The sequence below is a fragment of the Allobosea sp. GW823-FHT02B03 genome (assembly GCF_058797755.1).
In genome coordinates this window covers 468,280-488,134 of record NZ_JBXAJY010000006.1, presented here as the reverse complement: position 1 = coordinate 488,134, position 19,855 = coordinate 468,280, and the positions used below count along the sequence as shown (strand labels likewise).

Annotated in this window: 18 protein-coding genes; 5 read left to right on the top strand and 13 right to left on the bottom strand. The window is 68.0% G+C overall.

Features of this window, described 5'->3' with window-relative positions; translation table 11 throughout:
* The first annotated feature begins 482 nt into the window (after window positions 1-482).
* Entirely contained in the window at window positions 483-1,970 is a 1,488-nt protein-coding gene (locus AC1REK_RS22455) for a sensor histidine kinase (RefSeq protein ID WP_492270132.1), read from the top strand.
* A gap of 104 nt (window positions 1,971-2,074) precedes the next feature.
* Here AC1REK_RS22455 and AC1REK_RS22450 read toward each other — a convergent pair whose 3' ends face one another.
* On the bottom strand, window positions 2,075-2,767 hold the full coding sequence (locus tag AC1REK_RS22450; protein ID WP_492270133.1) for a response regulator: 693 nt from the start codon (window positions 2,765-2,767) through the stop codon (window positions 2,075-2,077).
* Between the two features lie 561 nt (window positions 2,768-3,328).
* On the opposite strand from AC1REK_RS22450, the gene AC1REK_RS22445 reads away from it, so the two are divergent.
* Window positions 3,329-5,041, top strand: coding sequence for a dihydroxyacetone kinase family protein (locus AC1REK_RS22445; protein WP_492270134.1), 1,713 nt, complete (start codon window positions 3,329-3,331; stop codon window positions 5,039-5,041).
* Window positions 5,042-5,182: 141 nt separating this feature from the next.
* On the opposite strand, the gene AC1REK_RS22440 is transcribed toward AC1REK_RS22445, so the two are convergent.
* Complete coding sequence (locus AC1REK_RS22440; protein ID WP_492270135.1) at window positions 5,183-6,043, bottom strand: tetratricopeptide repeat protein; 861 nt, start codon at window positions 6,041-6,043, stop codon at window positions 5,183-5,185.
* Between the two features lie 130 nt (window positions 6,044-6,173).
* Here AC1REK_RS22440 and AC1REK_RS22435 point away from each other — a divergent pair, with 130 nt between their 5' ends.
* From AC1REK_RS22435 to AC1REK_RS22425, 3 genes are all read left to right on the top strand, one after another.
* A complete protein-coding gene (locus AC1REK_RS22435; RefSeq protein ID WP_492270276.1) occupies window positions 6,174-7,565 on the top strand; it encodes a leucyl aminopeptidase family protein in 1,392 nt (463 codons plus the stop codon).
* A gap of 81 nt (window positions 7,566-7,646) precedes the next feature.
* Complete coding sequence (locus tag AC1REK_RS22430) at window positions 7,647-8,000, top strand: MarR family transcriptional regulator (RefSeq protein WP_066473420.1); 354 nt, start codon at window positions 7,647-7,649, stop codon at window positions 7,998-8,000.
* Window positions 8,001-8,298: 298 nt separating this feature from the next.
* Complete coding sequence (locus AC1REK_RS22425) at window positions 8,299-9,156, top strand: C40 family peptidase (protein WP_492270136.1); 858 nt, start codon at window positions 8,299-8,301, stop codon at window positions 9,154-9,156.
* Window positions 9,157-9,171: 15 nt separating this feature from the next.
* Here AC1REK_RS22425 and AC1REK_RS22420 read toward each other — a convergent pair whose 3' ends face one another.
* The 11 genes from AC1REK_RS22420 to AC1REK_RS22370 form a co-directional block, all read right to left on the bottom strand.
* On the bottom strand, window positions 9,172-10,116 hold the full coding sequence (locus AC1REK_RS22420) for a 2-hydroxyacid dehydrogenase (protein ID WP_492270137.1): 945 nt from the start codon (window positions 10,114-10,116) through the stop codon (window positions 9,172-9,174).
* Window positions 10,113-11,438: a thymidine phosphorylase gene (deoA, locus tag AC1REK_RS22415; protein WP_492270138.1), complete on the bottom strand. Its 1,326-nt coding sequence runs from the start codon at window positions 11,436-11,438 to the stop codon at window positions 10,113-10,115. Before deoA ends, AC1REK_RS22420 begins: the two co-directional genes overlap by 4 nt.
* Complete coding sequence (deoC, locus tag AC1REK_RS22410) at window positions 11,438-12,202, bottom strand: deoxyribose-phosphate aldolase (RefSeq protein ID WP_492270139.1); 765 nt, start codon at window positions 12,200-12,202, stop codon at window positions 11,438-11,440. Before deoC ends, deoA begins: the two co-directional genes overlap by 1 nt.
* A 1-nt stretch (window position 12,203) precedes the next feature.
* The gene (locus tag AC1REK_RS22405) at window positions 12,204-13,016 is read right to left on the bottom strand and encodes a purine-nucleoside phosphorylase (protein WP_327521616.1); all 813 of its coding nucleotides are present in this window, start codon (window positions 13,014-13,016) and stop codon (window positions 12,204-12,206) included.
* Window positions 13,017-13,076: 60 nt separating this feature from the next.
* The gene (locus tag AC1REK_RS22400; RefSeq protein WP_492270140.1) at window positions 13,077-13,490 is read right to left on the bottom strand and encodes a cytidine deaminase; all 414 of its coding nucleotides are present in this window, start codon (window positions 13,488-13,490) and stop codon (window positions 13,077-13,079) included.
* A gap of 7 nt (window positions 13,491-13,497) precedes the next feature.
* The gene (locus AC1REK_RS22395; RefSeq protein ID WP_492270141.1) at window positions 13,498-14,469 is read right to left on the bottom strand and encodes an ABC transporter permease; all 972 of its coding nucleotides are present in this window, start codon (window positions 14,467-14,469) and stop codon (window positions 13,498-13,500) included.
* Between the two features lie 4 nt (window positions 14,470-14,473).
* Window positions 14,474-15,574: an ABC transporter permease gene (locus AC1REK_RS22390; protein ID WP_492270142.1), complete on the bottom strand. Its 1,101-nt coding sequence runs from the start codon at window positions 15,572-15,574 to the stop codon at window positions 14,474-14,476.
* Window positions 15,571-17,106, bottom strand: coding sequence for an ABC transporter ATP-binding protein (locus AC1REK_RS22385; RefSeq protein ID WP_492270143.1), 1,536 nt, complete (start codon window positions 17,104-17,106; stop codon window positions 15,571-15,573). The genes AC1REK_RS22390 and AC1REK_RS22385 overlap by 4 nt, the downstream gene beginning before the upstream one ends.
* A complete protein-coding gene (locus AC1REK_RS22380; RefSeq protein ID WP_492270144.1) occupies window positions 17,103-17,840 on the bottom strand; it encodes an MBL fold metallo-hydrolase in 738 nt (245 codons plus the stop codon). The genes AC1REK_RS22385 and AC1REK_RS22380 overlap by 4 nt, the downstream gene beginning before the upstream one ends.
* Window positions 17,841-17,865: 25 nt before the next feature.
* The gene (locus AC1REK_RS22375; RefSeq protein WP_316021365.1) at window positions 17,866-18,867 is read right to left on the bottom strand and encodes a BMP family lipoprotein; all 1,002 of its coding nucleotides are present in this window, start codon (window positions 18,865-18,867) and stop codon (window positions 17,866-17,868) included.
* Between the two features lie 136 nt (window positions 18,868-19,003).
* The gene (locus AC1REK_RS22370) at window positions 19,004-19,774 is read right to left on the bottom strand and encodes an SDR family oxidoreductase (RefSeq protein ID WP_492270145.1); all 771 of its coding nucleotides are present in this window, start codon (window positions 19,772-19,774) and stop codon (window positions 19,004-19,006) included.
* Window positions 19,775-19,855: the final 81 nt, after the last annotated feature.

Genomic DNA, 19,855 nt, shown 5'->3' with positions numbered 1-19,855 from the left:
ACCGTCTCCGATTTTTGTGACCGACCGCAAAGACGCTTCAGGTAACGAGCCAAATAAAATCAATATTGTTGTTATTGACGTCGAGCTGTGAGATCATAAAATTTAATACGAATAATATCGAATTCGTATCGTCGATCATTATTTCGGATTGGCTGATTTCATAGCGCGGAAGGTCCAGCCAAAAGTACCGACCTTAGTCGGCAGTCGGCGGCGGACTTTCGTACGCTTGAGATTGCGGTCGGAGCGGCTAGATTTCGCCGGGAGGAACCGCGCCTCGTGCATGCGGCGATGAGCGCCGCCCGGTGCGGACAGCCGCGAGGCGACCTCCAAGCAGAAGCTCAAGCACCGATTCCCGGGAGGGAGCGCAGGCTTTGGTGAACGCCCTTTATTATCTTGTTATTTCATACGAAATTGATCTTCACTGGCAGTGACCTGGCGCGCCCGGTCGGAGGGTACTCGGCCTGAATCCATGAGGATTGCGGATGAGCTCGCCTGCAGATGGAAAGCCCCGGCAAGGCCCCGACCTCGCCGCTTCGCCACCGGCTTCGAGCGCTCCGGCGCACTGGCCGGGGCTGGGCTTGCCCGCCGCCGTTTCGAGGCACTGGCGCGCGCTTAGCCTGGAACGGAAATTCCTGATTACCGCCGCGCTGGCGGTGGGCCTGTCGATGGCGACGCTTGGCTACTGGGTCGAGAAGCGCATCCGAGACGGCTGGGTCCAGGGGATGGCGGAGACAGGCGCGCTCTATTTGGAAGGCTTTCTCTCAAATCACGTGCAGCTTCTGGAGCACGCGAACCGGCTGACTCCGGAGAGCGAAGCGGAGATAGACGACCTGCTTTTCAAGACGAATCTTGGCAGTCGCGTCGCAATCATCAAGATCTGGGATACCAGCGGGAATCTCGTCTACAGCACGAACAAGTCGGACTCCCATCAAAAGATGCATCCGGACTACATTGCCAGAACTCTTTCCGGAAGTGTTGTGATAGACACCGATCCGGATGATGAGAAAGGTGAATTTAGATTATCTGACAATAGTAATAGACTTATAGAAATATATGCTCCGATCTACAAAAGAAAAACAAAAGATATCATTGCGATCGGAGAGTTTTATGAATTTGATACAAGAATTCAAAAAGAGCTCTATGAAATGGAGTTCACGACGTGGATGCTTATAGCGTTTGTTGCAATTGTTATTGTGTTTCTGCTTTATTTGATCGCGAGCCGTATCAGCCGAACGATCGGCATGCAGCAGGACCTGCTGGAGGCGAACCTTGCACGTGCGGCAGCGCTGGCCAAGCGCAACAACGCCTTGCGTCGCGCCGCAGATCGCGCCCGTCTCAATGCTTCCGCCTTGAATGAGACCTATCTGGCCAGCATCGGCGCGGATATCCATGACGGCCCGATCCAGATCCTGAGCCTGATGATGCTGAAGCTGCCTCGGGCCTCGGAGCAGGGGGAGCAGCCAGAGGAGCTCGCGAGAACGATCCGCCAGAACTTGGAGCCCTTGATCCAGAAAACCCTGGCCGAGTTGCGAAATCTGTCCGCCGGACTCGTGCTTCCGGAGGTCGAGCACCTGTCTCCCGCGGAGACCATCGACCTGGCGGTGACGAGACATGAGGAACACACCGGGACCCGAGTCGCGCGCGATCTCCTGAACCTGCCCAAGCACGCCCCGCGTGCCATCCGGGTCTGCGCCTACCGCGTCATCCAGGAGGCGCTGAACAATTCCTACAAGCATGCGGGAGGACGTGGGCAACGCGTAACGGCCCGGGGCGACGGAAAGATGCTGGAGATCGCCGTGGCCGACAGCGGCGTGCAATCGTCATCGCAGCTCCACCGTCCGATGGGCAGCACCAAGCTCGGGCTGCGTGGCATGGAGAGCCGCGTCAAGGCGCTGCGCGGCAGCCTGGCGATCATCAGATTGCAGAATGGCGGAACCGAGATTCGCGCGAGCCTGCCGCTGCGCTCCTAGAGCCTTTCCCCGCTTCGTTGAAACGCGGAAAAGGCTCTAATTCTCTATCATAGCATTATCTTCACGCGTCCCGGTGCTGGCTGCGCTCGAAAAGGCGCTGGCATTCAGGGCAGTGCTGGCTTGCTCAGTCTCGGTGAGGCGCCTGCAGCCTCGAGCGCCGCCGCGTTCAGCCGCTGGGCAGCGATAACGACTTCCAGCCGGTTGCGCGCGTTCAGCTTGTGCATGAGGTGGGTCATGTATCCTTTGACCGTCTTCTCGCTCAGCGAAAGCGCGCTGGCGATCTCCCTGTTCTGCTTGCCGCAGAGGAGCAGCTTCACGATCTGGTCCTCACGGACGCTGAGGCGGGTGGCCTGGGCGGACTTCTTTTCCAGCGCCTTGCACTGCAGGGCGCCGATCACTTTGGCGGAGAAGCATGGGGTGATGTAGATTTCGCCGCGGCAGGTCGCTTCGATGGCCTCGATCAGATCCTCCGCCGTGCTGCCCTTGAGTACATAGCCCTTGGCGCCTGCCTCCAGGGCCTGAATAGCGTGATCCGTGCTGGTCGAAGCCGTGAAGACCACGATCTTCATCTCTGGCACGGCTCGCGCAGCGTCCGCGATCGCCTGGAAGGCGTCACCGGGCATGTTCAGGTCGACGACCATTGCATCGGGGCGGTGTTTGACAGCAATCGCGCAGATGTCGCCCGCCTGTGATCCTGCCGATGCCAAGGAAAAGCCAGGCTTTCTTTGCATCAGCGCGACGATTCCTTCCATCAGGAGAGGGTGGTCGTCAACGACTGCGATCGTTATCCGTTCCATAGACCCTCTCGCTGTAAAGTATCGTCACATTCTTCTTGGGATCGTTCGGCTCAGGCTACTCCAAGGCAAGCGGCGAGGCGGCCTTTAACAGCGAATTGCCTCGCGTTTCTGTTCGCACTGCACCTTACACCGCGAGGGTTGAACCGCGATGCGTTCACTGTGATTACCTCGCCTTGGTATCTTGCCATCGGTCAGGAACGATGCGGCGGGCCGATGCGGCGAGCTGGATGCCGGGATCTCGCCCGGCAGCCGTCCTGCCGCAGAGCCAGAACGCCCTATCGAAACGCATCATGAGCGCGTGGTGGTTCTAAGCTGTGCGATGGGCGCAGCGGATAAGGCCACGCGCTCACGCTTGCGGTCCCGCGGAGACCTTCCCCTCGCCGTCACGCGATCAGGGGAGGGTGAGGCCGGAGGGCACGCGCTCCTCCGCCAACATCTCGAGCTGGCTCAGCGTCTCCTCGTCGCCGGGGAAACGCGAAACCCGCCTCCTCCAAGGTTGACCGGGCTCAGCTATTCGCCAGTCTGGGCCGCGGCCTGCGCCGTGCCTTCTGGAAGGATGTCATGAAGAAGCTGATCAACGATCCCCGCCAGGTCGTCCGTGAAATGCTGGAAGGGATCGTCGCCCTTCATCCCGGGCTCGCGCTGCTGGCGGAGTACGACGTCGTGCTGCGCAGCGACACGCCCGAACCGGCGCAGCGCAAGGTCGCGGTCATCTCCGGCGGTGGTGCCGGGCACGAGCCGGCCCATGCCGGCTATGTCGGCAGGGGCATGCTGCATGCGGCGGTGTCGGGCGATGTCTTCACCTCGCCGTCCGTCGATGCGGTGCTGGCCGCGATCCATGCCGTCGCAGGGCCTGCCGGTGCGGTTCTGATCGTCAAGAACTACACCGGCGATCGGCTGAACTTCGGCCTTGCGGCCGAGCTCGCTCGCGCCGGCGGGATTCCCACCGAGATCGTCGTCGTCGCCGACGATGTCGCCCTGCGCGACACGGTCCCGGAAGAGCGCCGTCGCGGCATTGCCGGCACCGTGCTGATCCACAAGATCGCCGGTGCGCTGGCCGAAGCCGGCGAGGACCTGCAAAGGGTGGCCGCGGCAGGCCGTGCGGCCGCGGCGGTGACCGGCACCATGGGCGTCGCGCTCGGCGCCTGCACGATCCCGGCCGCCGGCACGCCGGGTTTCAGCCTCGGCGCGGACGAGATCGAGCTCGGTCTCGGCATTCACGGCGAGGCCGGCATCGCCCGCGAGAAGATCGCACCGGCCGACGCCATCACCGACCGGATGCTGGACTCGATCATCGCCGATCGCGGTTATGCTGCAGGCACGCCCGTCGCCCTGCTGGTCAACAATCTCGGCGGCACCACGACGATGGAGCTCGCGGTCGTCGCGAGGCGCGCGCTCGCCCGGTTGCGCGAGCGCGGGCTGGTCGTGCGCCGTGCCTGGGCCGGAACCTTGCTGAGCGCGCTCGAAATGCCGGGCTGCTCGCTTTCCGTGATGGCGTTGGACGATGTCCGCCTTGCCCTGCTCGACGAACCGACACAGGCCCCGGCCTGGGCCGGGCCCGGCATCGTGCCGACGAGTGCAACCATCGTCTCGGCTGGTGAGCCACCCCCGGAAAGCGAGGCCGTGCTGTCGGCGGACGCTCTTGGCGCGACCGTCAGGCACGCCGCGCTTGCCGCAGCCGTTGCGCTGGAAGCCGCCGAACCGCTGCTCACCGAGCTCGACAGCCGCGCCGGCGACGGCGATCTCGGCATAAGCATGAGGCGGGCTGCGGATGCAATCCGGGCAAGCTGTGCCGCGAGCCATTCGGCCGATGCTGCATCGGTCCTGGCCTTGCTGGCCGGCGCCCTGCGACGCGCCATCGGTGGCAGTTCCGGCCCCTTCTATGCCGTGGGAATGCTGCGCGCCGCGCGGCAACTCACAAGGGAGGCGGAGAGCGATCTGAAGAGCTGGAGCGCGGCCTTCTCGGCCGGCGTCGCCGCCGTTTCGGAACTTGGCGGCGCCAAGGGCGGAGACCGGACCATGCTCGATGCCTTGCTTCCGGCTGCCGAGGCCTTGGCGGCTGCGGCACGGCGCGATCTCACTGCGAGTGCGGCCTGGGCTGAAGCCGCCGAAGCGGCGCGGATCGGTGCCGAGGCGACTGCCGGGATGAAGCCGAGGCTCGGCCGTGCGAGTTACCTTGGCGATCGTGCCCTTGGCGCGCCCGATGGCGGCGCCGTCGCGGTTTCAGTGTGGCTCGGCGCGATCGCCGGCCGGTCCGCGTCGAGAGTCGAGTGACCGCGTAGCGAAACGCCGTCCGCGGGCCGAGCCCGAGTTCTGGCAGCGCTGCGTGTATCCGGGCGGTCCCGGTCCCCGTTGCGGCGAGGGAACGGGACGACCGGGTTCATAGGCTGCCCTGTCGGGAGGGCGCCTTCGCGATCAGCCGGCCTGGCCGCTCTCCGCATCGGCCGGTGCTGGTGCGGGGGCGGCGGTACGCGGTGCCTGCGCCTTGCCCTTGCTGCCGCGCAGCATCTCCCAGCTATTAGGCTGGCTGACCGAGCGGCGCAGGTAGGCGACGGTCGCCGTGGCCTCGGCCGGGCTCATATCCTGGCGGGCGATCTGTTCGGCGTCCGCGAAGCGCCCCTGAAGGCCGAGCACCAGGACGAGGTTCTGGCGCACGCGGGCGTCGCTGCCGGGCGCGGCGGCAGCCTCGCGCAGCACGCGCTCGGCCTCGGGCAGGCGCTTCGACAAAGCGAGCGACAGGCCGAGATTGGACATCACCGTCGGCTCGTTCGGCGCCAGTCTGAGCGCCGTCTGGTAGATCTGCTGGGCGCGGTCGTGCTCGCCGAGCTGGTCGGCGACGGTGCCCTGCGCCGAGAGCACCCGCCAGTCCGGCTTCTCCGGTGTATGGGCCCGGCTCAGCACGTCGTCGGCTTCCTTCAGGCGGCCGTTATCGGCAAGCGAGCGGCCATAGGCGCCGAGCAGCTCGAGGTCGTTGGTATGGACCAGCACGGCGCCCTGCAGGATGGCGAGCGCCTGGGCGTTCTTGTCGAGCGCCCGCAGGGCCCTTGCGTAGAAAAAGGCGGCGTTGCGGTCCTTGGGATTGGCCTCGTAGCGCTTGGCCCATTGCGCCTCCTCGCCACGCCACTGCTCCGGCCCGCGCGGCTGGCTGGCGCTGCTGCCGATCGAGCCGGTGACGTCGCCGGGGCCGCCGCGCATCTGGCAGGCGCCGAGGGCGAGGCAGGCGAGCGAAACCGCGGCGAAACGGCGGATGCGGGAGGATATCATAGGCTTGGACATCGGCCGGACTGCCTCGCCGGTTACGGAAAACTGTTGCCTGCGGTGATAAAACGTTAACCCTAACGGACTGTTAACCAGCTGGATTCGCGTGGCTCACAAGGGCCGCCATGGTCCCCTTGCGAGAGGTTTTCTGCCCGTGCACGCTCTGCTCCAGCCCGCCGGCTCGCCTGCCATTCCCGTCCATTGCGTCGCCGCCGGCGGCTGGCCGGAGCTCAAGGCGGGGCTGGCGCCGCTGGCGCGTGCTTTCGCCCAGGCGCAGGGCTTCGAGGCCCGCCCCGGCCGGCACGTCCTGCTGCCGGATGCGAGCGGAGCCCTCGCGGCGGTGCTGCTCGGCGTCGAGCCCGCGACGGTCCGGCGGCGCGATCCCTTCGCGCCCGGCCGTCTCGCCGCGCTGCTTCCGGCCGGCGACTATGCGCTGTCGGGCGAGATCGGCGAGCCCGGCCTCGCCGCGCTCGGCTGGCTGCTGTCGGCCTATCGCTTCGAGCGCTACCGCAAGCCCAAGCCGGCGACGGCGCGGCTCGTCCTGCCGGCCGGCGTCGACGGCGAGGAATTGACCAACCTCGCCGAATCGACCGCGCTCGCCCGCGATCTCGTCAACACCCCGGCCAACGATCTCGGCCCGGCCGAGATCGAGGCGGCGGTGCGGGCGCTCGGCGCGGCTTTCGGCGCCGATGTCACCAGCATCGTCGGCGACGATCTGCTCGCCGCCAATTTTCCGATGATCCATGCGGTCGGCCGTGCCTCGCCGCGGGCGCCGCGGCTGATCGAACTGCGCTGGGGCGAAGAGGGCGATCCTCGCCTGACCCTGGTCGGCAAGGGCGTCGCCTTCGATACCGGGGGGCTCAATCTCAAGCCCGATGCCAGCATGCTCCTGATGAAGAAGGACATGGGCGGCGCGGCCGCCGCGATCGCCGCGGCGCGGATGATCATGCAGGCGAAGCTGCGTGTCCGGCTGCGTCTGCTGGTGCCGGCGGTGGAGAACGCGGTGTCCGGCTCGGCCTTCCGGCCGGGCGATGTCTTGCCGAGCCGCAAGGGGCTGAAGGTCGAGATCGGCAACACCGATGCCGAGGGACGCCTGATCCTCGCCGACGCGCTGGCGCTGGCCGATGAGGAAGCCCCGGAGTTGCTGATCGACTACGCCACGCTGACCGGCGCCGCCCGTGTCGCGCTCGGCCCCGATTTGCCGCCCTTCTACACCCATGACGAGGGTCTCGCGGCCGAGATCGCGCGGCTCGGCATGGCGGTGAACGACCCGGTCTGGCGGCTGCCGCTCTGGCCGGCCTATGACGCCCTGCTCGATTCCAAGGTGGCCGAGGTCAATCATATCTCGGGTGGCCCTTTCGCCGGCTCGGTCACGGCGGCGCTCTTCCTCAACCGCTTCGTCGAGAAGTCCGTCTCCTATGCCCATTTCGACATTTATGGCTGGAATCCCTCGGCCAAGCCCGGCCGGCCTGAGGGCGGCGAATGCCAGGGCGCCCGGCTGACCTATGCGCTCGCCCGGCAGCTCTACCCGGCGCGTTAAGCCTGTCTCGCGTCAGCTGTTGCGCCGCCCCGGCGCTGCGATAATGATACGGCCCCGTAACGATCGGGGGAACGGGCGCTCATGGCGCTGGAGATCAAACCGTCTCAGGCGCTCAAGCTCTGGCGCCAGGTCCATCTCGACCTGGTCCAGGACGCGCATTCCGATTTGTCGGTGCGCCAGACCGCGATCCTTCTGACGATCTATCTGGAGCTGCCACCGCATACGGTGCGCGGCCTCGCGAGCCGGCTCGGCGTCACCAAGCCGGTGATCACCCGCGCGCTGGATTCGATGGGCAAGCTCGGCCTGGTGACGCGCCGCCGCGACGAGACCGACAAGCGCAATGTCGTGATCCAGCGCACGGTCGCGGGCGCGCTCGCCGTCGAGCACCTCGCCGATCTCGTGACGGCGCGGGCCCGCGAGCTCGGCCCGGCTTAGAGCACACGCCGATCTGATTGCTTCGCAATCGGATCGGATCACGCGTTCTCTATCAATAAGTTAGAGACGGATTCACCGATTAGATTGATTCAATCTGATCGGATCCGGCTCTAGCGCTTTATCCGACCGGACCGAGCCGTCATTGCGAGCGAAAGCGAAGCAATCCAGGGGCGGCAGGGCTCTACGCCCTCCTGGATTGCTTCGTCGCTTCACTCCTCGCAATGACGGCCGTGCTTCGGCCGAAAATGCCCTGAACCAGCGCCTTCGCCTGTTAACCCGGCGGCGCTACACTGGCCCCATGACAGAGATTCTCGACCGCCGCCTCACGCCTGCCCGGCCCGATCTCGCCGCCCGCCATCTCGATGGCCAGGTCGAGGCCCTGGCCTTTGCCGATCCCGTGCCGATGCGCGTCGTTACGCCCTTCGCGCCCTTGCGGCGCGAGCCGCGCCCCGACGCCGCGCTGGATACCCAGGCGCTGGCCGGCGAGCAGGTCCGCGTCTACGAGCAGCATGAGGGCTGGGCCTGGTGCCAGCTCGTCGGCGATTCCTATGTCGGCTATCTCCCGGAGGACTCGCTCGCCGGCGATGCGGCGGTGCCGACCCATCGTGTCCGGGCGCTGCGGACCTTCGTCTACCCCGGCCCGTCGATCAAACTGCCGCCGCTGGCGGATCTCTCGCTCGGCGCCATGCTCGCCATCACCGGCGAAAGCGGCGAGTTCTTCGTCACCCAACGCGGCGGTCACGTCTTCAAGCAGCATCTCTGCACCCGTGACGTGCACGAGCCGGATTTCGTGGGGGTCGCCGAGCGCTTCCTCGAAGTGCCCTATCTCTGGGGCGGCAAGACCAGCCTCGGCCTCGACTGCTCGGCGCTGGTCCAGCTTGCGCTGGCGGCAGCCGGTATCGCCGCGCCGCGCGATTCCGACTTGCAGGAGAAGGGGCTCGGCCAGCCCGTTGCCTTCGACGAGGACCTAACCGGTCTGCAACGCGGCGATCTTGTCTTCTGGAAGGGCCATGTCGGGATCATGACCGATCCTGAGACCCTGCTGCACGCGACGGCGTTCTCGATGAGCGTGATCCGCGAGCCGCTGCGCCCGGCGCGCGATCGCATCCTCGCCCGCAATGGCGGACCGATCACCGCGATCAAGCGGCTGGGCTGACGCCGCCGGCGCGGCTCAGTAGCCGCGCGCGGGGTCGACGATGTGCTCGAGCGGCTCGCCCGCCTCGAGCCGCCTGATCTGCGCCGCGACCTGGGCCGCGACGGTTTCCGGCGCCGACATCGCCGCGTTGTGCGGGGTCACCGTCACCGCGGGATGGGTCCAGAGCGGCGAATCCTGCGGCAGCGGCTCGCTCTCGAACACATCGAGCACCGCCGCCTTGAGCTCGCCGGCGGCCAGCGAGGCGAGGATGTCGGCTTCGACCTGGAGCCCGCCGCGCCCGGCATTGATCAGCACCGGCCCGCCGAGGCGCCCGTCTCGCGCCAGCCCGGCGAAAAGGGCGCGGTTCAGCATGCCGCGCGTCTCCGGCGTCAGCGGCACGAGGCAGACCAGGATGTCGGTGCGCGCCAGGAATTCTGCCATACCGGCTTCGCCGGAATAGGTCGGCACGCCGTCGATCACCTTCGGCGAGCGGCTCCAGCCGGCAACGTCGAAGCCGATGACGCGCAACTTCGCGACCGCATCGAGCCCGAGCTCGCCCAGCCCCATCACGCCGACGCGGACCTCGCGCGCCGCCGGCTGGTTGCGGTCGTCCTCCCAGATTCCCGCGCGCTGCTGGGCCATGTAGCGCGGCAGCTGGCGCAGCTGCGACAGGCAGTGCAGCACGACATATTCGCTCATCCGCGTCGTCAGGTCGGGGTCGACGACCCGCGCGATCGGCACCTGCGGCAGCCGGGAATCGGCGAAGATGTGGTCGACGCCGGCGCCGAGCGAGAAGATCGCAGCGAGGTTGGGCAGCCCGGCGAGGCTACCCTCGGGATGTTTCCAGCTCGCGACATAATGGACGGCGCGCCGGTCGAAAGGCTCGCCGAGCGTCACGATGGGCAGCTCCGGCAGCAGCGCGGCGAAACGCGCGCGCCAGTCCTCGACATGCCAGACGGTCATTGCCACCAACAGGCTCATGGCTGGGATGCCTCCGTAACGGGAATGATCAGGGGGCCGCGCTCCACCGGGCCATCGCCGAGCCGGTAGGCGGCGCGCAGCCGCGTCTGCGCCGCCGAGAAGCCGGCCTCGTCGCGGGCATGAACGATGCCGAGCGGCTGGTCGGGGCCGACCGTATCGCCGATGCCGGCGAGCTCGACGATGCCGACGGCGTGGTCGATCGTGTCCTGCGGCCGTGTCCGCCCGCCGCCGAGCGCGACCACGGCGAGGCCGACGCCGCGCGTGTCGATCTTTGTGACGATGCCGGCGCGTTCCGGCAGCACCGGCCGGACCAGCGGCGCGGCGGCGAGATGCGCCTGCGGCCGCTCCAGCAGATCGGCCGGCCCTCCCAGCGCAACGACCATGCGGGCGAAGCGCTCGGCCGCCGCGCCACTGGCGAAGGCGGCCTCGATCTTCGCCGTCGCCTCCTCGATCGTCGCGGCGAGCTTGCCGAGCAGCAGCATCTGGGCGGCGAGCGCGACCGTGACCTCATGGAAGCGCGGCTCGCGCCGCCGGCCGGTCAGATGGTCGAGGGCATAGGCGACTTCGACCCCGTTGCCGGCGGCGGAGGCGAGCGGCTCGTCCATGTCGGTCAGCAGCGCCGTGGTCGGCAGCCCGGCGCCATTGGCGACGCTGACCAGCGCCGCGGCGAGCTCGCGCGCCTTGGCGAGCGGCGGCAGGAAGGCGCCGGAGCCGAACTTCACGTCCATTGCGAGGCCGTGCAGGCCGGCGGCGAGCTTCTTCGACAGGATCGAGGAGGTCAGCAACGGGATCGTCTCGACCGTGCCGGTGACGTCGCGGATGGCGTAGAGGCGCCGGTCGGCCGGGGCGAGATCGGCGGTCTGGCCGATGATGGCGCAGCCGGCCTCGCGCACCACCTTGCGGAAGAGTGCGAGCCCGGGCTGGGTGACATAGCCCGGCACGGCGTCGAGCTTGTCGAGCGTGCCGCCGGTATGGCCGAGGCCGCGTCCCGAGATCATCGGCACATGGCCGCCGCAGGCCGCGACCGCCGCCGCCAGCGGCAGGCTGACCGTATCGCCGACGCCGCCGGTCGAATGCTTGTCGAGCGCCGGGCCCGGCAGGTCGCTCCAGTCGAGCACCGTGCCGGAATCGCGCATCGCCAGCGTCATCGCGACCCGTTCATCGGCATCCATGCCGCTGAAGAAGATCGCCATGGCGAAAGCCGCCGCCTGGCCCTCGCTGATGCCGCCATTCGTAAGGCCGGCGACCATCTGCCGGATATCGGCGGCAGCGAGCTTTTCCCCGTCGCGCTTGGCGGTGATGATCTCCTGGGGCAGGCGCATCAATAGGCTCCGTCGGTGCGTTCGCCCGCGACGGTGCCGGCGATGATGTCGGCGAGGACGCCGTAAAGGCCGCTGGCGCCGAAGCGGAAGGTCTTCGGCGTCGCCCAGTCCGGCCCCATCATCTCGTCGGCGAGGTCGAGATAGGTCCGTGCATCGGCGAGCGTCCGCAGCCCACCGGACGGCTTCAGCCCGACCGGCCGGCCCGAGGCCTTGATCGCCTGCAGCATGGTGCGCGCCGCCTCCGGCGTCGCTGAAATCGTGGTCTTGCCGGTCGAGGTCTTGATGAAATCGGCCCCAGCGGCGATGGCAAGTTCGGAAGCCGCGCGCACGGCACCCTGGTCGGGATATTCGCCGGTTTCGAGGATCGCCTTCAGCGTCTTGTCGCCGCAGCGCGCCTTGGCCTCGACGACCATCTCGCGGCCGCTGGCGAGATCGCCGGCGAGGAAGGCGCGCCAGGGCAGGACGAGGTCGATCTCGTCGGCACCATCAGCGAGCGCCTCGGAAAGATCGTTCTCGATCAGGCTGCAATTGCTGCCGCCGGCGGGAAAATTGATCACGGTCGCGATCTGGACCGGCTGGTCGCGCAGCGCCCGGCGGGCCGTCTTGACGAATTGCGGCCAGAGGCAGATCGCCGCCACCGGGCCGGGCGGCGCGACGGCGCGGGCGCAGAGCTGCAGCGCGCCGGTTTCTGTCGCCCGTTCCGAGAGATCGGTCAGGTCGAGCAGCCTGAGGGCACGCAGCGCGAGTTCGACGTCGCTCGTCACGTCAGAGATCCGTCAGGAAGGCGCGGAAGACGCGGCGCAGCCCGGCGGTCGCGGTCGCGGCGACATCGCGGGTCTCGCCATGGCTCGGCGCGCCGCCGAGCATGCCGGCGGCCATATTGGTGATGATCGAGATGCCGGCGACGCGCAGGCCATGGCGCCGCGCCAGGATTACCTCCGGCACCGTCGACATGCCGACGAGGTCGGCACCGAGCAGCTTGGCCATCTTGATCTCGGCCGGGGTCTCGAAGCTCGGCCCACTGAACCACATGTAGACGCCTTCGCCCATATTGGCGCCGCTGGTCGCCGCCGCCTTCTTCAGCCGGGCGCGCAGATGCGGATCATAGGCGTCGATCATCGGCACGAAGCGGCCGTCGCCGATATCGCCGACCAGCGGGTTCGGGCCGTTGAAATTGATGTGGTCGGTGATCAGCGCGAGGCTGCCGGGCCGCAGATCCGGCCGCAGCGAGCCGGCGGCATTGGTCAGCACCAGAGGCGGTGAGCCGAAGGCCGTCAGCAGGCCGAGCGGCACGCGCATGATCGCCGGATCGCCGGTCTCGTAGAAATGTGCCCGGCCCTCGAAGATCAGCACCTTCTTGCCGTAGAGCAGGCCGTAGCTCACCTGCTTGGCATGGCCGGAGACCGACCCTTGCGGAAAGCCGGGAATCTCCGCGAACGGAATCGAGACCGTCTCGGTCATGTCGTCGACGATGCGCCCGAGCCCGGTGCCGAGCACGATTGCGCAGTCGATGCCGCCATCGATGCCACGGTCGATCAGGACCGATGCCGCTTGGTCGAAAAGCGGATCCGCCGCCATTTTGTACGCTCCATCGGCGCGTCGAAAGCACCGTCTCAGGCGGCTCTCGGGCGCCGCAAATCACTTCGGCAAATTGGCCGGTCCGAAGGAGGCTGGCAACAGCTCGGCGAGCGAAAAGCGCGCGCGCACCCCGTCCGGTCCGGCGATCAGCACCGGCGTCTCCGGCGCCGCGAATTCGCGGATGCGCTGGCGGCAGGCGCCGCAGGGCGTCACCAGCTCCTCGCCCGGCCCGATGACCAGGATGGCGCGGATCGCGCGGGCGCCGCCGGCGACCATCGCCGAGATCGCCCCGGCTTCGGCGCAGGCACCGACCGGATAGGCGGCGTTCTCGACATTGCAGCCGGCATGGATGCTTCCATCTGCGTCGAGGATCGCGGCACCGACCTGAAAGCGCGAATAGGGCGCATAGGCGCGTGCCTGGGCGGCCTTGGCGGCGGCGAAGAGGGCGTCGATTTCGGTCGTGGCAGGGCCCATGGCGGCTTCAGCGTTCCTTGACATAGGGCAGGCCCGAGGCCTTGGGTGGCACCGCCTTGCCGATGAAGCCGGCGAGCAGAACCACCGTCATCACATAGGGCAGGGCCTGGATCGCCTGCACCGGTACCTGGCCGATGCCCGGTAGCGCAACGCCCTGGAGGCGGATCGCGATCGCGTCGAGCAGGCCGAAGAGCAGGCAGGCGAAGAGAGCCGGCCAGGGCCTCCAATTGGCGAAGATCACCGCGGCCAGCGCGATGAAGCCTTTGCCCGCGGTCATCTGCGGCAGGAAGCCGGCCGATTGCGAGACCGCGAGATAGGTGCCGCCGAGGCCGCAGAGCGCGCCGCAGATGATCACGGCGGCATAGCGCAGGCCGGCGACCGAGACGCCGGCCGTGTCGACCGCCGCCGGGTTCTCGCCGACGGCGCGCAGGCGCAGGCCGAAGCGGGTGTGTTTCAGCACCAGCGCCGTCAGCACGACGCAGAACAGGGCGAGATAGACCGGGGCGGCATGGCCTGAGACGGCGATGTCGTAGAGCGGCCCGAGCACGGGAACGGATTTCAGCGTCTCGACCAGCGGCAGTTCGATCTCGCCGAAGCGGGCCGCGCCTTCGAGCGGCGGCGTGCGCCCGCCCTGGCCGTACCAGGCATTGCCGAGGATCACGGTCAGTCCCGCCGCCAGCATGTTGATGGCGACGCCGGAGACGATCTGGTTGCCGCGCCAAGTGATCGCGGCGAAGCCATGGACCAGCGAGAGTGCGACCGAGGCGGCAATGCCGGCGCCGAGCCCGGCCCAGGCCGAGCCGGCCTTGTAGGCGATCACTGCCGAGGCGAAGGCGGCGATCAGCATCTTGCCTTCCAGCCCGATATCGACGACGCCCGCCCGCTCCGACCAGAGCCCGGCCATGGCGGCGCAGAGCAGCGGCACCGAGAGCCTGATCGTCGAATCGAGGATGACGGCGAGCGTCTGGACGATCTCCATTCGCCTAGCCTCCGCGTCCGAGCCGCAGCGTGCCCGCGACCAGCCGCCGGAACAGCCCTTCCAGCGCCCCCGCGAAGAGGATCACCACGCCACCGATCACCACCACCATCTCGCGGGTGATGGTCGGCTTGTCGAAGGAGAGCTCGGCGCCGCCCTGGTAGAGCGCCCCGAAGAGCAGCGCCGCCAGCCCGATGCCGACCGGATGGCCCCGCCCCATCAGCGCCACCGCGATGCCGACGAAGCCGTAGCCGGCGGTGAAATCGAGCACCAGCCGGTGCTGCACCCCCATCACCTCGTTGACCGCGAGCCCGCCGGCGAGCGCACCCGAAAGCGCCATCGCCACCATGGTGATCCTGGCGGGGGAGATGCCGGCATAGGCGGCGGCTCGGGGATTGGCGCCGACGGTGCGGATCGCATAGCCGAGACGGGAGCGGTAGATCAGCAGCCAGACCGCGACGAGCGCGGCGAGCGCCAGCAGGAAGGCGCTGTTCAGCGGGGTCGTCGGCAGCTTCAGGCCGAGCGGCGCCAGCAGCTGGTGCATCGGCGTCAGCGTCGCATGCTTGGCGAAATCGGCGGTCTCGGGCTGCATCGAGCCCGGTTTTCCGATGACCTCGACCAGGAGGTAGACGATCAGCGTCGCGGCGATGAAGTTGAACATGATCGTGGTGATCACGACATGGCTGCCGCGCATCGCCTGCAGGTAGCCGGGAACGAAGGCCCAGGCCGCGCCGCCCGCAGCCGCGGCGAGAATGGCGAGCGGCACCAGCAGGATGCCGGGCAGCGGCGCGAGCCAGAGGCAGGCCAGCGCCGCGAAGATGCCGGCGACCGTCGCCTGGCCCTCGCCGCCGATATTGAACAGCCCGGCATGGAAGGCGACGGCGACTGCGAGTCCGGTGAAGACGAAATTGGTGGCGTAATAGAGCGTGAAGCCCAGCCCTTCGAGGCTGCCGAGCGAGCCCTTCAGCAGGAGCGCTGTCGCCTCCAGCGGGCTCTCGCCGATGCCGAGCACGACGAGCCCGGCGACCAGCAGCGCGGCCGCGACCGAGACCAGCGGCACGAGCGCCGTATCGGCCCAGCGCGGAAGCTCGATGGGCGCGGCGCTCATGCCGCCCGCTCGCTGACGCCGGCCATCAGCAGGCCGAGGTCGCGCTCGTCGGCCTCTTCGGCGACGCGTTCGCCGGTGATCCTTCCGCCGCACAGCGCCAGGATCCGGTCCGACAGCGCCATCACCTCCTCGAGCTCGACCGAGACGAGCAGGATCGCGACCCCGGCATCGCGGAGCGCGATCAGGCGGCGATGGATGAATTCGATGGCGCCGATATCGACGCCGCGCGTCGGCTGGCCGACCAGCAGCACTTTCGGCGCCCGTTCGATCTCGCGGGCTAGCACGATCTTCTGCTGGTTGCCGCCGGAGAATTTCGCCGTCTTCAGCGCGGGATCGGCGGGGCGGACGTCATAGGCCTGCATGCCGGAGAGCGCATGGCCGCGAACCGCCGAAGGCGAGAGCAGGGGCCCAGCGCCGAAGACCGGATCGTCATGATAGCCGAGGATCATGTTCTCGGCTGCGGCAAAGGCGGTGACGAGACCGGCCTTCTGCCGGTCCTCGGGGATATGCATCAGCCCGAGCCGGCGCAGATTGGCCGGGCTGCGATCGGCGGCGTTGAGGATCCTTCCATCGAGGCGGATCACCCCGCGCGCCGGCTGGACGAGCCCGGCGAGCACGTCGAGCAATTCGCTCTGGCCGTTGCCGGCGACGCCGGCGATGCCGACGATCTCGCCTTCATGCAGCGTCAGGCTGGCCTCGCGCAGCGTCTCGTGGCCGCGCGCGTCGACCACGGTGAGCCCGACCGCCTCCAGCACCGGCGCACCGCGCTGGCGCGGCGTCTTCTCGACCCGCAGCAGCACGCGCCGGCCGACCATCGCCTCGGCAAGTTCGGCCGGCGAGGTCTGCGCGGTTTCGACATGGGCGACCATCTCGCCGCGCCGCATCACCGAGACCCGGTCGGTCACCGCCATGATCTCGCGCAGCTTGTGGGTGATCAGGATCACCGTCTTGCCCTGAGCCTTGAGCGCCCGCAGCAATTCGAAGAGCTGGTCGGCCTCGGCCGGGGTCAGCACCGCAGTCGGCTCGTCGAGGATCAGCACCTCGGCGCCGCGATAGAGCGCCTTCAGGATCTCGACGCGCTGCTGCAGCCCGACCGAGAGCGAGCCGACGGTCGCGTCCGGGTCGATAGCGAGACCGTACTGCGCCGAGAGCCTGGCGAGCTCGGCGCGCGCTTTGGCGAGGCCGCGCTTCAGCCAGGGCCCGCCCTCGGCGCCGAGCACCACGTTTTCGACCACTGAAAGCGGCTCCACCAGCATGAAGTGCTGGTGGACCATGCCGATGCCGGCGGCGATCGCCTCGGCCGAGGAGCGGATGGTGCGCTTTTCGCCGCGCACCCGGATCTCGCCGGAATCGGCCTCGTAGAAACCGTAGAGGATAGACATCAAGGTCGATTTGCCGGCGCCGTTCTCGCCGACGATGCCATGGATCGAGCCGGCCGCGACCGTGAGCGAGACGTCGCGGTTGGCGGCAACCGGGCCGAAGGACTTCGAGACGCCGGAGAGTTCGATCGCGGCAGGCGGGGCGCCCGTCATAGGTGGAGGACCATGCCGTCATGGGCACGGGTCTCGGGGAGCGGCTCGCCATGCGCCAGCATGTCCGGTCCCATATGGGTCAGGATGATGCGCGGCGTGTCGAGCGCGTCGCGATGTGCCGCGAGCGAGCGGTAGTCGAGATGGTTGGCCAGCACCCGGTCGAATGTGTAGCACTCGACGAGCAGCGCATCGGCACCCGCAGCGAGCGGGATCAGCGCGTCGGTCCAGGCGGTGTCGCCGGAATAGGCGAAGGTCTTGCCGCCATGCCCCAGCCTGTAGCCCTGGCAGGGCCCGGCGCGCTCGTCATGCACCATCGCGAAGGCTTCGACCGCGATGCCGTCGAGTTCCGCCGGAGCCTCGGGCGTGACCTCCACATAAGTGATCGGGAAGCGCCAGCGATTGCTGGAGGCGCCGGGAAAGTCGGTTTCGAGCGCATGCCGGGCCCGGTGCTCGACGCCTTCCGGGCCGGCGATGGTCAAAGGCTCGCGCCGGCGCGAGAGGAACTGCGCTTCCAGCAGGAAGGCCGCCAGCCCGCCGAAATGGTCGCCGTGGAAATGCGTGAACAGCAGCGTCGAGAGCTGGTTGCGCACGACGCCGGCCCGGTTGAGCGCGACCATGCTGGAGGAGCCGCAATCGAGCAGCAACTTCGCTTCGCCCGCCTCGATCTGGAGGCAGGTGTTGAAGCGGCCGCCGGAGCCGAACGCGTCGCCCGAGCCGTGGATGGTGATCTTCATCGCGCCGATGCGGCGGTGCGAGCGGTCACATCGTGCACTTGGAGTCCGACATGTAGTCGTGGACCTTGACCGAGCCGGCGATGATGTCGGCCCGGGCCTTGTCGGCGGCGGCCTTCATCTCGGCGGTGATCAGCGCCTTGTTGTTGTCATCGAGCGCCCAGCCGACGCCGTCTTCCTTCAGCCCGAGCACGGACACGCCGGGCTTCCAGCTGCCCTCGCGTGCCGCCTTGAAGGAGTTGTAGGCGGCGACGTCGACGCGCTTGAGCATCGAGGTCAGCACCTTGCCGGGATGCAGCATGTTCTGGTTCGAATCGACGCCGATGCCGAGCTTGCCGGCGTCCGCGGCGGCACGCAGCACCCCGATCCCGGTGCCGCCGGCGGCATGGTAGACCACGTCGGCGCCGCGGTCGATTTGCGACTTGGCGAGCTCGCCGCCCTTGACCGGGTCGTTCCAGGCGGCCGGGGTCGAGCCGGTCATATTCTGGAAGATCTCGGCCTCCTTCTTCGCTGCCTTGACGCCCTGGACATAGCCGCAGGCGAATTTGCGGATCAGCGGAATGTCCATGCCGCCGACGAAGCCGACCTTGCCGGTCTTCGAGGCGAGGCCGGCGAGCAGCCCGACGAGGTAGGAGCCTTCATGCTCCTTGAACACCACCGACTGCACGTTCGGCAGCTCGACCACCATGTCGATGATGGTGAACTTCAGGTCCGGGAACTCGGCCGCGACCTTCTGCAGCGCGGTCGCCTGCGAGAAGCCGACGGCGATGATCGGCGAATGGCCGTCGCGCGCGAAGCGGCGCAGCGCCTGCTCGATCTGGGCATCGTTGGTCGGCTCGAAATCGCGGAACTCGACGCCTGTATCGGCCTTGAACTTCTCGGCGCCGATGAAGACGCCTTCGTTGAAGGATTTGTCGAACTTGCCGCCCTTGTCATAGACGACCGCCGGCTTGATTGCGGTCTGGGCGGTGGCCGCGAACGCCGAAAGGGCGACGCCGGCCAGGGCCAGGGCGAGGGATTTCAGGCGCATGGAACCGTTCCCCTGTCACGCATGGAGCAGTTCGGCTGCCCCCTTATGCGGTCACGATGGCACGGCTTTTCGAAAGGGCCAAGCGGCTGCGCGCGAAGCGCGCCGCCCGGCGTTTCGCAAGAGCGTCCAGGCTCCGTCAGCCGCGCTGGATCGAGACCCCGCCATCGGCGAGGAAGGCCGTGCCGGTGACGAAGCTCGACGCGTCCGAGGCCAGGAACAGCGCGGCCCTCGCGATCTCCTCGGGCCTCGCCATGCGCTTCAGGGCGTGGAGTCCCTCGACGAAGGCCAGCACCTCCGGCCCGGCATCGGGCGCGTTGGTGAAGCTCGCCGGCGTATCGGTGCCGCCCGGCAGCAGGGCGTTGACCCTTATGCCCTGGCCCCCGAGTTCGGCCGCGAGCGCCTTCACCAGCCCGATCTGCCCGGCCTTGCTCGCGGCATAAGCGGACATGCCGGAAAGCCCGGCTGTGTAGCCGACGAAGCTCGAGGTGAAGATCAGCGAACCACCGCCGCGCGCCTGCAGCGCCGGTACCTGGTATTTCGCGCCGAGGAAGGCGCTGGTCAGGTTGGTCTCGATCAGCTCGCGCCAGGCGGCCGGGGACATTTCCGCCACCGGTGCCAGCTCGCCGACCACGCCGGCATTGTTGAAGGCGATGTCGAACCCGCCGAAGCGTGCCGTCGCCGCCTCGACCAGGCGCTGCGCCAGCGCTTCGTCGCGGATATCGCCGGCAATGGCGAGCGCCTCGCCGCCGGTGGCTGCGATCTCGGCCGCGAGCCGGTCGAGCTCATCCTGGCGCCGTGCCGTAACCACCACCCTTGCCCCTTCGCTGGCGAACAGGCGGGCGGCGGCGCGCCCGATCCCGGAGCTCGCACCGGTGACGAGCGCGATCTTATCTTTGAGAACCGTCATGGCTTTGCCTTTCATGCCGCAGGAAACTGCGGCGCGGTGATCGCAGCCGGCGGGACGGGGCAGACACCCGCTTCCTGTCAC